Consider the following 13,812-nt stretch of genomic DNA (forward strand, 5'->3'; position numbering starts at 1 on the left):
TCTAACTCATAGCAGATGCGTGTCGCTAGATAGGCAGTTTTTGTGATGTGGAGGCATAACCCAACCAACAGGACATTTAACATGGCTACAAAGAATCCAACCAAAATCGAAATGCGCGACCTATTACAAGCCGGCGCTCACTTTGGTCACCAAACACGTTTTTGGAATCCAAAAATGGGTCCATATATTTTTGGTGCCCGTAACAAGATTCACATCATTAACCTTGAGCACACTGTAAAAGCGTTTAACGAAGCATTGACTTACGTTAACGGCTTAGCTGCTAAGAAAAACAAAGTATTATTTGTTGGTACTAAACGCGCAGCTAGCGGCGTTATCGCTGAGCAAGCAGCACGTGCTGGCATGCCATACGTTGACCATCGCTGGTTAGGTGGTATGTTGACTAACTGGAAAACATTACGTCAGTCAATCAATCGTCTAAAAGAGCTAGAAAAACAAGCTGAAGATGGTACTTTCGCTAAGCTTACCAAGCGTGAAGCGTTAGAGCGTACTCGCGATATGGAAAAACTTGAGCGTTCATTGGGCGGTATCAAAGACATGGGCGGTCTACCTGACGCAATCTTCGTTGTAGACGTAGATCATGAAGCAATCGCTATCAAAGAAGCTAAAAACCTAGGTATCCCAGTTATCGGTATCGTTGATACTAACTCTAACCCTGATAACGTTGATTACATCATCCCAGCAAACGATGATGCTATCCGTGCTGTGACTTTGTACGTAACTTCTATGGCTGATGCAATCATCGCCGGTAAAGAATACGCACAAACTCAAGCTGGTGGTAAAGCTGAGCAAGAAGCACCTGCTACTGAAGAAGCGGCTGATGCTCAAACTGAAGAAGCTGCTACTCCAGCAGAATAAATCGCTGAGTGATATGGTTTAATGTTGTAAGGCTGCCTTGATAGTTTTTCTATTAACAGCCATATAACATGACTTATAGTATAGACAGCATAAAGACAAACAATAGGCATGATGTAGTATTACTCGTCATGCCTTATTGTTAAAGCGGATTTGTTAAAGTGGCGTTGTTAAGCCGCTATACAGAATTCAAATGCGTTTAGATATCGTGCACTCCCATATATAATAATGCTCACCTACATAATAAAAGGTAACTCTTATGTCAGAAGTAAAAGTATCTGCCAAAATGGTAAAAGAATTGCGTGACCGTACTGGTCTTGGCATGATGGAATGTAAAAAAGCGTTAGAAGAATCAAACGGTGATGTCGAAACTGCCATTGATAACCTACGTAAATCTGGTCAAGCAAAAGCGGCTAAAAAAGCGGGTAACATCGCAGCTGACGGCGCTATCATCATCGCTCAAGGCGACAGTAAGGCATTCTTGTTAGAAGTCAACTGCCAAACTGACTTCGTTGCAAAAGACGAAAACTTCGCTGCATTTGCAGAAACAGTCGCGAACCTTGCATTAGAAAACAATGTGACTGACGTAGCTGCTATCGCTGAATTGCCATATGGCAATGGTCAAACAGTTGAAGAAGCACGTGTATCTCTAGTACAAAAAATCGGTGAGAATATCCAAATCCGCCGTGTTGAAGTACTTGAAGGCGCTAACATTGCTGCATACCGCCATGGTCTACGTATCGGCGTAGTGGTATCTTATGAAGGCGGCAGTGCAGAAACTGGTAAAAACCTTGCTATGCACATCGCTGCATTCAACCCTGTTGCTGTTTCTGATGAAGACGTCGCTGCTGATTTATTAGCGCGCGAAAAAGACATCATTGAAGCAAAAGCACGTGAGTCTGGCAAGCCTGACAACATCGTTGAAAAAATGATCGAAGGTGGTCTACGTAAGTACCTAGAAGAAGTTACTTTATTACGTCAGCCATACGTTATGGACAATGAGAAAAAAGTTGGTGACGTACTAAAAGCTGAAGGCGTAAAAGTACTTGGTTTCAAACGTCTAGAAGTCGGTGAAGGCATTGAGAAAAAGCAAGAAGACTTCGCTGCTGAAGTTGCTGCTACTCAAGCACTAGCTAACAAGTAAGTTTTAAAATGCAGTAAGTACTGAGTTTGTTTTTGCTCAGTACTTATAGATTGTTTGATATAAGAAGCAATCGAGCATAAAAAAGCCCGTTATTTATTTAACGGGTTTTTTTATGTCTGTGATTTTTATTTTGGATTAACGCAATGCTAAATAAGCAGAGTTGGCATAGCTTGCGCTATTACTGTTGCTACTCGTGCCATAACTAACGTTTTGCATGCCACCGCCATTACTGGTATTGGCGGTATTGCTATTATTAGCATTCATCGTATTACCAGATAGCCCTGAGTCATTTTTATATAGGCTATGATAGCGGCTCATCACACTTTTGACATAGTTACGCGTTTCTTTGAACGGTGGAATGCCATTATATTTATCGACGTTACCTTCACCTGCATTATAACCCGCGACCGCAAACTCGACGTTGTTGTTAAAGCGGCGCATCAGCCAAGCGATATATTTGGCAGAACCTTCAATATTATCAGCAGGATTCCAAGGGTTACTCACTTTAAATCGACGTGCTGTAGCTGGCATTAGCTGCATTAAACCCTGCGCACCGACTGGTGAACGAGCATTGGGATTAAAGGCTGACTCAGTATGCATCATGGCTTTCATAAGTCCTGGATCGACACCGTGGCGCTGCGCTGAAGCAATAATATAGCTATCATAAGAGTTACGAGTCCCGCTGCTGCTTGCAGAGCTGCTCCCATAGTCATTGCTATTACTGCTACTACTACCATCATATAGACTAGAATCTTTATAGTAAGTGACTTTTACTTTTTTAGTAAATTTATCAAAATTACCACTGGGATTGACGTTGGTGAGAAGTACTTGTCCGCCTTTGTCTTTATAGATATACATATTGCCTGCTTGAGCAGCGATAGGTAGGCTAGATAGGGCAACGGCGGTGAGTAAAACGGGAGACAAGCAGCGGGTTATGAAAGGTGCAACATTTATCATAGGGTTATCACTTTTTATCGAGTAGTAGCAAATTGCCTTGCTTATGGACGCATTGGTTTGCGCAATAAAGCGGTTATCCTGTCTGCAATATTTCATAGTCACTAAGCTTAAGTACTACAACGCAGAACCACGGTTAACAAAACCAATTGCAATAGATACAAAAAATAATAGTTGCTTACTATAACATATAATAACTTTTTACTACATCTGATTGCCCTGACAAGCTGGCCAAACAAACATTTAAATTGTAAAAATTTTTAATAAAATCAATATGGTATTGCAGTGTACCTTATTGAGTGCGAGGTCAGAAGTAGCGACAGACCATTTACAGTGAAGGCAAAATAGAGGAGGGCTATTATCACTAATATTTGCCAAAAAGCATTGAAATACACGATGAATCTAAATATTCGCAGCCGTATTAGAATAGCAGTGCTGTATTAAAGGACTATTAAGCAGACAGTGCTGTGATAAATATAGGTACCCAGACAGCAGTGACCAAACCATTCACTGCTAAGCCAAACGCGGCATATCTGCCCGCTGTATGACTGATTTGCCATGCTTCTACAGTGCCGAACGCATGAGCGACTAAGCCAAGCGCTAAGCCTTTGGCACGGTCATCTTCAATGCCAATAAATAAGAAACGCGCTAATGTCCCGCCAATGAGACCTGAAACGATAATAATCAGGTTTGCCATCGCTAGAGGTGCTTTGATTAAATCTGCGATGCTCAGACCAATCGGCGTGGTCACTGAACGACTGGCAAATGCTAATATCGTATCGTGACTGAGTGAAAATAGATAGGCTAATGACATCGGTAATAATGCGCCAATCAAACTCGCCATCGCCACAATCAAGACAAGTTTCTTGATGGGTAAACCTTTGAAATTCATGGCAGCCAAAGGTATTGCCAATAAGACAGTGACATAACCTAATAGATGGTCAAAAACGGGTTTGGCAACGGCATAATAATGATTGTAATCCCATTGGAAAATGAATAGAAATATAACGACCAATACTAGTGCGGTAATGACCATCGGTAACCATGAAAGTTTGCGTGCCAATATGCGAGCAATTACATGGGCTGCTAAAGTCAGTAATATCGCGGTAAAGGTTGCCACAAACACATTATCAAAACTCATAAGATTCCTTTATCCATACCGCTCAAGGCTGTCATTTTTGCTCATTAATGGTAGTGTTGCCGTTCATATCATTATTACGGTTCAGCCAACGATTGGATAACACGGCAAATCCCCAAATCGGTATCAGCGTACTAATCAGTATGGTAAGCATAAAGCCCCATAGCTCATCTCCTAAAGCAAATAACAGCAAGCCTGCACCGGCTGAAACTGGCAAAAAAGCAAAGCCACTATCGACAAGTAAAGTATTACTCGCTTGGGTAAGCCAGCCTGGAATACCTTTGATAAATCGCCAAATCATCAGAATAAAAAACATGGTCAGTAAGCCGACGATATTGGCCGCTTTTTCAATACCCGCCAACTGACAGACAAATACTGCCGACTCACGCACAGTAACGACAATGGTGAGCGTCAGGAGTAATGCCATCCATAAGGGCATTTTTGAAGAATGGGTAGACTTCATAAGCAAGTGGACCACGTCAGGGATAGATAAAAGAGTAAAAAGATGAGTGAGAGGAGATTCACGAGTGCAGTATATAAAAGATTATATATATAGTATCGCAACTAATAAAGCGTATCGGTCAATAGTGACCATATAGTCTGTAAGTAATAAAATCGATACATCGATATATAGCTGTTGCTAATACGAGTTTCTCTTGTACGCTATGTTGATTCAGCATTAAAAAGGACACTATTAATAAATAGCGTCCTTTTTAATTTTATTCAAAGTATGTTAAGTAAATGACTTATTTTTGCAAGTCGGATGTTTGAGTATCTTCTATCAGCAAGTCTTCCGCTACTCTCTCAGCTTCAGCATTTAACGCCTCAAATTCAGCAAACGCTTTTTCTTCAGCATCCGTCATCGTTTGTTCTTCCACATCATCAGGCTGCTCAAACTCTTCAAGTATCGGCATCAGCAATGTTGCTTGCGCTAATGGCAATACATCTAGAGGCTCTAAGTTGGCTTGACCAAGTAACTGTCTCAGTCTATCGCTTGGCAAGCGAATCGTTAAGCACTCATGACCACTGTCATCATAGCTTTCTTCTTGAATAACGCCGAGCTCATACAAAGCATTTTTTAACTGCCCTGCGCTATAAGGTAGGGTCAAATCAAAGGTGGTCAGTGTGCCAGTTAGTAATTGCTGCACGGCCAATGACAACTCTTCCATGCCTAAGTTTTCTCTAGAAGAAACATAGACGCGGTTGGGTTGACCTTCGCTAGCATAACCGATACGTGCAGGCTCATCGGTCACATCAATCTTGTTGTAGACATTAAGCACAGGCACATCATTATCAATTTCAGCCAGTACATCTTTCACCGCCTGAATTTGCTCATGCATGTCTTCGCTCGAAGAATCGATGACATGGAGCAATAGGTCTGCTTCAAGTGTCTCTTCTAAGGTCGCATGGAAAGATTCAACCAATTCATGTGGAAGATGACGGACAAAACCTACTGTGTCGACCAGTACCACACGTCCTACACCTTGCCAATCTAAGCGGCGTAACGTCGGATCGAGTGTCGCAAACAGTTTGTCGGCCGCATAAATGTTTTCATCGACCAAGCGATTAAACAAAGTAGACTTACCAGCATTGGTATAACCCACAAGCGAAATAGTCGGTACATCTGATTTTTGACGGCGAGCTCGACCTTGCGCACGCGTCTGTCTGACTTTTTCGATTCTACTTTTGAGCTGCATGACTCGCACTTGTAGCAAGCGACGATCCGTCTCAAGCTGGGTTTCACCGGGTCCACGTAGACCAATACCCCCTTTTTGACGTTCCAAATGCGTCCAACCACGTACCAAACGTGTCGACAAATGGTTAAGCTGTGCCAGCTCTACTTGTAGCTTACCTTCGTAAGTACGTGCACGCTGCGCGAAAATGTCCAAAATCAGACCCGTGCGATCAAGTACGCGGCATTGTACCAAGGCTTCAATGTTACGCTCTTGTGAAGGCGATAAGCTGTGGTTAAAAAGCACGATGTCCGCATCATGCTCGCGCACCAGTTCTGCTATCTCTTCTGCTTTGCCGCTACCAACAAAATATCTGGCGTCAGGGCGTGCACGTGAGCCTGTGACCAGTGCCAAGCGGTCTGCGCCTGCTGAGTCTGCCAATAATTCAAATTCCCCTAAATCATCAGGATCTTGAATTTGGCGGATGTCTAAATGTACAATGATGGCGCGCTCGCCACCGGTATGTCTTTCAAAATATTCCAAAGAGTATCACCTATCCATAAAGTAAATAAATCGCAACGCTGCTTATTCTAAATATTATTCCTAATGGAATTTATTCAATACATTGAATAAATTACCAAGCTTATCTAAATAGAATAACTATCTTAGTTGCGTTCAGATAACCATTTATATGTGGTCTTATCAGTTGATATTAAAGCGTATTCACACAATTAGCGATGATTTTATGTTACAGCGTTCATTAAGTAGGATTTTATCTTTGCAGCGTAATATTCTTTCTAAACTGAATCAGTGAGAGACATTAGCAGCAAATTACTCACAAAACCTATTCATAACTCAGTGAACAAGTCGTCACTGACTGCATAAACTTTGTTATACTCATTGCGTTTGTTTACCATATATAATCATAAGTTTTAATTACGAGGGACACAGATGAGCCAACCCAAGACAGGCTTTTCAATCAAACAGCAATTGGGGCGCGGCAAACAGATTGCTGGTATGACCACCACAATTGCTGGTGGGCTACGCGCTGCCCAACGTATCGGGGCATTTAAACAGCCACCACGCGAAACACTGCCACGCTACATTCAAGCTTTTTGTCGCAAAATGGCAGGCTCTTTTGGCGTCAAGGTTATCGCCGTTGAGCGCGTAGAGCAACATCACGGGCTATGGGTTTCTAACCATGTATCGTGGATGGATATCCCTGTGGTCGGTACAGTGAGCCCTGCTTTTTTCTTATCCAAAGCCGAAATAGGTGAATGGCCTATCTTTGGTAAGCTGGCACACGCGGCAGGTACAGTATTTATCGAGCGTGGTTCCGGTGATGTCGGCTCAGTTGCGTCGCAAATTGCTAACTTTTTAACCAAAGGCTTCTCGGTTATCTTTTTCCCTGAAGCGACTACCACAGATGGCAAAAAAATCAAACGTATCCATGGCACATTGCTACAAGCGGCGATAGACGCTGATGTACCTGTGCGCCCGCTGGTGATTGCGTATGTCAATAAAGACGGTACCTTAAGTGAAGAACTGCCTTATTACGGCAAGCTGACGATGAAAGACAGTTTGAAAAAGGTTTTAGATAGTAAAGATGTCACCGCTTACGTCTTACCACTAGAAGCAATCGATCCTAAAGGTTTGAGCAAAAGTCAGCTGACAGATTTATTGCAAGCACGTATGCAAGAAGGCTTAGCTGAATTACATTCACGTGTATTGACCAAAATAGCGAAAGTTTAATTCTATACGCTTTAAATTGGTTAGTTAAACGTGTATAAAAAAGGCGCAAATCGCAGTAATAATACTTGCGATTTGCGCCTTTTTTTAACTGATAGATACTTGTATCTTTTTTGAAGAAAATAGAATGACTCTATTTATAAAAAGTCTAATAAGCATCAACTATGGTGAAGGATTAGGTTGTTGAGTATGTACCGCTTCGATAGCGTCTAGTACATCTGAGTCTAATGTTAAGTTAATGCTATCAATGTTAGATTTTAGCTGTTCGATAGTGGTCGCGCCAATGATATTGCTGGTTACAAACGAGCGTGAGTTAACAAAGGCTAATGCCATCTGCGCCATATCTAAACCAGCATCTGCTGCGATTTTGGCATATTGGGCGGTGGCTGACAGTGCTTCTTCATTAGTATAACGGGCAAAGCGATCATACATGGTCAAGCGCGCGCCAGTAGGACGTTTACCATCGAGGTACTTACCAGATAATACACCAAAGCCAAGCGGTGAATAAGCAAGTAAACCTACGTTTTCACGATGGGCAATCTCTGCCATAGCAACTTCATATAAGCGATTCAGCAAACTATAAGGGTTTTGCACCGTAATAGGTGCGATCAAACCATTCTTATCCGCTTCCCATAAGTAGCGCATCAATCCCCAAGCAGTATCGTTTGATAATCCATAAGCACGGATACGGCCTTTTTTAATCTCGTCATTTAACGCTTGGATGGTTTCTAAAAAAGGCGTCAAATCATCGAGCGGCTGTGCTGCCATTGCTTCGGTATAACCGAGCTGACTGAAATAGTTCGTTTGACGTTCAGGCCAGTGTAGTTGGTAGATATCAATATAATCGGTCTGCAAACGCTCAAGATTGCCATCAATAGCACTGCTGATATGCGCGGCATTAAAACGCGTTTGCCCATCACGTAAAAAATCCATTGGCGATATCTTACTGGCAAGAACGACTTTATCGCGTTGTTTGCTCTTTTGGAACCATGTGCCCATAAAGCGCTCAGTATCGCCTTGCTTATCTTTATCCGGTGGTGAGGGATACATCTCAGCAGTATCCCAAAAATTTACGCCTTCACTGAGTGCTAAGTCCATCTGCTCATGCGCATCGCTTTCGCTATTTTGCTGTCCCCACGTCATCGTTCCCAAGCAGATTTTGGAAACTTTTTCATTGAGCTGTGGCAGTGTTTGATATTGCATATGTTCTTCCTTTTTTATTTTATTCTAAAGCAATTTTTATATTATATGAGCTTGATACCTGTGACACCCGGTGGCGTCACTTGAAAGATTTTAATTTTAAACTGTACAGATTGTCCAGCAAGCGGATGGTTAAAGTCTACTTCTACTTCGTCATCAGTGATGGCGCTAATCGTACCGGGTAAAGTGTTTTTGCCTTTGTCTTCAAATTCTACTAGCATGCCAATTTCAGGATTGTCAGCGATAAGCGCAAACTGAGTAGGGCTAAAGCGTTGGATGTTGTCAGGATTCCATTCACCAAATGCTTGCTCTGGCTCAAGATGAGCGGAACGCGTATCGCCTGCACGCAGATTCATCAGCACTTGCTCAAAGCCAGGTAACAGGCTCTCATCACCTATAGTTAAAGTAACGGGTGTATCACGGCTAAAGGTTGAATCAATTACGGTGCCATTCTCGAGCGATACTTCAAAATGCAGCTTAACTAGGCTGCCAAAGGTGATACGTACATCTTCATTGGGTGTAATAAATTGCGAGTCGGTCATGGAAAATTTACCTATTACTGGAGTAGGAAGTTAGGTGGAATCAATATAAGAAATGATAAGTCATCTAGAAAAGGTTGTAAGCGCCAATAGTGTAACGTAAATAGTGTAATATATTTGGCGAATCTAAAAGTGAGCGCAACATTATGGCAAAACCGATGGCAACTAAACAACAAGGTCGAGTCACAAAATGGCAAGACGATAAAGGCTTTGGCTTTATCGAAACCGAAGCAGGCGAGTCGGTATTTTTTCATGTCAGCGCGTTTAAAGCGCAGCGTCGTCCTTTTATCGGCGAAGAGGTTGTTTTTACGGTTTGCTATGATAATCAAAGACGCTTGCAAGCAAAAGGGGTGCAAGAGCTAAGCTTTGTACAACAAAAGATGGCGCAAAAAAATAAGCAAATTCGCCAGCGTAATCACAAACGTAACGCCCAAGCAGAGTTTGAAGCAGGACAAAAGAAACGCTTGTTTCTTGGTGTTGGATTTTATGGTGTACTGATATTGCTGGCGGTCATGAATAAGCTTAGCTGGCTAGTTGTTGGGTGGTATGCTGTATTGGGTATGATAACCTATACCATGTATGCTAAAGACAAAGCGGCGGCTCAAAATAACGACTGGCGAACACCTGAGATGACATTACATATTTTAAGTGCGCTTGGTGGCTGGGTCGGGGCAATGGTCGCACAAACCTACTTGCGTCATAAGTCACAAAAGCCTGAATTTCGTATTGCGTATTATTTGACTGTCATCATTAACATGGCAGGGTTACTATTTATATTGGCGGGTGGCGGTTTGGATTTTCTGGAAGGATTGTTATAGGTTTTAGATAGTGAGAATAAAAGCCAAAGAAAAGGTGGATTTACAAAAATGCAATCCACCTTTTCTATTAATAAAGCGATATGCCTTGAGACGCGTTAAACTTCACGCTTTTTTTCTAGAAACAGCATATCAATGACAATCAATAATACACCGATAGAAATGCCAATATCAGCAATATTAAAAATGGGATAATGCCAAACATCAGCATAATGCACATGTATAAAATCAATGACGTGACCATGTAATAAGCGATCGATCAAATTGCCCACGGCACCGCCTAATACCAATGCCAAACCTAGTGATAACAGCTTCGCTTGACGGGGCGCTTTAGCTAGATAGCCTATCAAGAATAGCGACATCAATAGCGCCAGCCCTGCAAAAAACCACTTTTGCCAACCGCCTGCATCTGCCAAAAAGCTAAAAGCAGCGCCGTAGTTGTAAGCGAGCGTCCAGTTTAGAAACGGCTCAATCACAGGTACAGGTTCAAGGAAGGTCAGATTGGTCTCAGCTAACCATTTTGTCCATTGATCAAGGATAATCACGACCAGTGACAACAGATACCAGTTAAGCGCAAGACGACCATTAGCGATCATCTTTGGCGTCTTGTTCAATCGACTCTTCGGCGTCGATGAGCTACCCGTAGTGGCATGAGCCGGTTTAGGTGAACTGTCGACGTCAATAGGCACCTGCTTATCGTCAGGCGAATTTGTTGGATTAGGCGTTGGATTGGGTGTTGTATTAGGCATAGTGGCGCACCTCTCCATCACCGCTGACATTGGTTGCACAGCGCGCACATAATTCTGGATGTGCGCTATCTGTGCCAATGTCATCACGGATATGCCAACAGCGCACGCACTTGGTGCCCGCTGCAGCATTCACTTCGACGACTAAATCTGCCGTTATATTATTGCTATCTGTTTGCTCATCGATGTTTGCTACATTAGCAGGGGCAGCGTTCAAAGGCTTTAAAGTTGCGCTACTGGTAATAAGGACAAAACGCAGCTCTTCGCCAAGCTTAGCTAGGCTTTCATGCATAGCGCCATCAGCATATAGACTGACGTCAGCAGATAAGTTGGCATTGATGATTTTCTCGCCACGTGCAGTTTCGATATGCTTATTGACCATATCTTTTGCAAGCATAATACGCTGCCAGTCATCGTTACTGATGGCGCTCAGCTCAAACTCTGGGAAGGTATACCATTCTTTAGTGAATACATAGCTATCAGCGCCATGCAATACTTCCCATGCTTCTTGTGCCGTAAAGGATAAAATCGGTGTAATCCAGCGAATCAATGCTTCAGCAATATGGTAAATCGCTGTTTGTGCAGATCGGCGCGGCTGCCCGTCAGTTTGTGTGGTGTATTGACGGTCTTTGATAATATCCAAATAGAAGCTGCCCAAGTCTTGCGAGCAGAATGCGGTGATATGCTGCGTGACTTGGTGGAAGTCCATCGCATCATAAGCACTGATGATTTGTGCTTGTACCGTTTGCGCACGCTCAATGATAAATTTATCGAGGCTAACCAGCTCATTAATATCAACGCTATTGGTAGCAGGATCAAAGTCATCAGTATTGGCAAGCAAGAAGCGCAAGGTATTACGAATGCGGCGATACATATCGATTGCGCCTTTAAAGACGGTTTTACCAGCGCTCATCTCATAACGGTAGTCGCTTGATGCAATCCACAAACGCAACATATCCGCGCCCGTTTTGTTGATCTCTTCTTGCGGGGTTATGATATTGCCCAGTGATTTACTCATCTTGCGACCATTTTCATCAACCACAAAGCCATGAGTCAGGACTTGTTTAAACGGTGGACGCTCGTACATGGCTTCCGAGGTCAGTAACGACGTCTGGAACCAACCACGATGTTGGTCGGAGCCTTCTAAGTACATATCAGCAGGGTTGGTCAGCTCATCGCGTTGATCAAGTACGGCAAAATGTGTCGTGCCAGAGTCAAACCAAACGTCTAAGGTATCAGTCGCTTTATCATAATCAGCAGCTTCCTCGCCTAAAAAATCCTCACAGCTGGCATCAAACCATGCTTCTACGCCACCTTCATTGATTTTTTGTGCTGCCGTTTCCATCAGTTCAAGTGTATTTGGGTGTAGTTCACCCGTTTCTTTATGGGTAAAGAAAGTAATCGGTACGCCCCACGTACGCTGGCGCGAGATACACCAATCTGGGCGACCTGTCATCATCGATTCGATACGGTTTTGACCCCACGCTGGTGTCCATTGAACCGCTGGAATATCCGCAAGTGCGCGCTCACGTAAGCCTTGAGTTTCCATGCCGATAAACCACTGCGGCGTAGCACGGAAAATGATTGGCGATTTATGACGCCAGCAGTGCGGATAGCTGTGCTCAATTTTGGTATGGCTAACCAGATGACCGTTTTCGTGTAGGGCAGCGATGATTTGTGGATTGGCTTTATATATGTGCTCACCAGCAAATACCGCCGCGCTTTCTAAATAAACGCCCGTACCACTCACTGGATTTTCAACAGGCAAATTATATTTTAGACCGACGATATAATCGTCAAGACCATGACCCGGTGCAGTATGGACCAAGCCAGTACCGCTATCAGTTGTTACATGATCGCCCAAGATAAGCGGTACTTGGCGAGCTTCGATAAGCGGATGCTGAGCATGTAGACCTTCAAGCTCACGACCTGATACAGTAGCTAGGACGCCTTTATTCTCGAGCTTAAATTCACTTAGCGCCGACTCAACCAAATCAGTCGCCAGTAGTAAGTTGCCGTTTTCCGTAGCGACCACACTATAATCATGCTCAGGATGGACTGCTATAGCTTGGTTAGCAGGCAATGTCCAAGGCGTCGTCGTCCAGATAACGGCAGAGATATTGCCGTCTATTTCAGCCAATGCCGCAACTTTGTCACTGTCTACAATATCAAAGCTGACATAAATGGCGTCTGAGACTTTATCTTGATATTCAACTTCGGCTTCAGCCAATGCTGAACTACAGTCCAAGCACCAGTTGACCGGCTTCATACCGCGAGTTACGTGACCATTGTCATAAATTTTGGCAAGGGCGCGCACGATATTGGCTTCTTGGTGGAAGTTCATAGTCAGATAAGGATTGTCCCAATCACCAAACACACCCAGACGTTTAAAATCCGCCTTTTGTAATTCGATCTGTGTGCTGGCATATTCACGACATAGACCACGGAATTCGGTTGCAGAAACCTTTTGACCGACTTTACCATGTTTGGCTTCGACTTTTTGCTCGATAGGTAGACCATGACAGTCCCAACCGGGCACATAAGGCGCATCAAAACCGGATAGTGTTTTTGATTTTACGATAATGTCTTTGAGTACTTTATTGACTGCATGACCCAAGTGAATTTGACCGTTGGCGTATGGAGGACCATCATGCAAAATGTATTTGGTTGCCCCAGCACGTGCCGCACGAATTTTACCGTAAACATCATCTGCTTCCCAAGCTGCTAGCCAATCTGGCTCACGTTTGGCAAGGTTTGCACGCATCGCAAACGGCGTGTCGGCAAGGTTTAGGGTGTCTTTATAGTCTTGGCTTGGCATATCAGTACTTTTATCAGTCATAGAAGGCGTCTTTTAGAATGGTGATGAAAATGTAAATTGAATTAAAAAGTGCGTGTAAAGCTGGCTACAAAAGCTAAAGTAATAATTTGATTGAAAGTAGATAACACTCGCTATTATATGACAAAAAGAGTGGGGTAAGAAG

General features: G+C 43.2%; 12 protein-coding genes. 4 read left to right on the forward strand and 8 right to left on the reverse strand.

Features of this window, described 5'->3' with window-relative positions:
* Window positions 1–81: 81 nt before the first annotated feature.
* Together rpsB and tsf are read left to right on the forward strand one after the other, a co-directional pair.
* Entirely contained in the window at window positions 82–876 is a 795-nt protein-coding gene (gene rpsB / locus M0221_RS01985; RefSeq protein WP_011279657.1) for a 30S ribosomal protein S2, read from the forward strand.
* Window positions 877–1,132: 256 nt separating this feature from the next.
* Window positions 1,133–2,017 carry a translation elongation factor Ts gene (gene tsf, locus M0221_RS01990; protein WP_483284209.1) on the forward strand — a complete coding sequence of 295 codons (885 nt, stop codon included), beginning with the start codon at window positions 1,133–1,135 and terminating at the stop codon, window positions 2,015–2,017.
* A 135-nt stretch (window positions 2,018–2,152) separates the two neighbouring features.
* On the opposite strand, the gene M0221_RS01995 is transcribed toward tsf, so the two are convergent.
* The 4 genes from M0221_RS01995 to hflX form a co-directional block, all read right to left on the reverse strand.
* Complete coding sequence (locus M0221_RS01995; protein ID WP_483284210.1) at window positions 2,153–2,974, reverse strand: lytic transglycosylase domain-containing protein; 822 nt, start codon at window positions 2,972–2,974, stop codon at window positions 2,153–2,155.
* Window positions 2,975–3,422: 448 nt separating this feature from the next.
* A complete protein-coding gene (locus M0221_RS02000; protein ID WP_011512762.1) occupies window positions 3,423–4,112 on the reverse strand; it encodes an LrgB family protein in 690 nt (229 codons plus the stop codon).
* A 31-nt stretch (window positions 4,113–4,143) separates the two neighbouring features.
* Entirely contained in the window at window positions 4,144–4,572 is a 429-nt protein-coding gene (locus tag M0221_RS02005) for a hypothetical protein (protein ID WP_011512763.1), read from the reverse strand.
* Window positions 4,573–4,855: 283 nt separating this feature from the next.
* Window positions 4,856–6,325 (reverse strand): ribosome rescue GTPase HflX, encoded by a 1,470-nt coding sequence (hflX, locus tag M0221_RS02010; RefSeq protein WP_011512764.1) that lies wholly within the window; start codon window positions 6,323–6,325, stop codon window positions 4,856–4,858.
* A 408-nt stretch (window positions 6,326–6,733) separates the two neighbouring features.
* Here hflX and M0221_RS02015 point away from each other — a divergent pair, with 408 nt between their 5' ends.
* Window positions 6,734–7,534, forward strand: coding sequence for a 1-acyl-sn-glycerol-3-phosphate acyltransferase (locus M0221_RS02015; RefSeq protein ID WP_133105492.1), 801 nt, complete (start codon window positions 6,734–6,736; stop codon window positions 7,532–7,534).
* Between the two features lie 159 nt (window positions 7,535–7,693).
* Here M0221_RS02015 and M0221_RS02020 read toward each other — a convergent pair whose 3' ends face one another.
* A complete protein-coding gene (locus tag M0221_RS02020) occupies window positions 7,694–8,734 on the reverse strand; it encodes an aldo/keto reductase (RefSeq protein WP_483284211.1) in 1,041 nt (346 codons plus the stop codon).
* 41 nt (window positions 8,735–8,775) lie between these two features.
* Entirely contained in the window at window positions 8,776–9,273 is a 498-nt protein-coding gene (locus M0221_RS02025) for an FKBP-type peptidyl-prolyl cis-trans isomerase (protein ID WP_483284212.1), read from the reverse strand.
* Window positions 9,274–9,428: 155 nt separating this feature from the next.
* Here M0221_RS02025 and M0221_RS02030 point away from each other — a divergent pair, with 155 nt between their 5' ends.
* On the forward strand, window positions 9,429–10,088 hold the full coding sequence (locus tag M0221_RS02030; RefSeq protein ID WP_483284213.1) for a DUF1294 domain-containing protein: 660 nt from the start codon (window positions 9,429–9,431) through the stop codon (window positions 10,086–10,088).
* Window positions 10,089–10,183: 95 nt separating this feature from the next.
* On the opposite strand, the gene lspA is transcribed toward M0221_RS02030, so the two are convergent.
* Together lspA and ileS are read right to left on the reverse strand one after the other, a co-directional pair.
* A complete protein-coding gene (lspA, locus tag M0221_RS02035; protein ID WP_483284214.1) occupies window positions 10,184–10,834 on the reverse strand; it encodes a signal peptidase II in 651 nt (216 codons plus the stop codon).
* Window positions 10,827–13,670, reverse strand: a complete 2,844-nt coding sequence (ileS, locus tag M0221_RS02040; RefSeq protein WP_483284215.1) for an isoleucine--tRNA ligase — start codon at window positions 13,668–13,670, stop codon at window positions 10,827–10,829. Before ileS ends, lspA begins: the two co-directional genes overlap by 8 nt.
* Window positions 13,671–13,812: the final 142 nt, after the last annotated feature.

The organism is Psychrobacter sp. ANT206 (genome assembly GCF_056880555.1).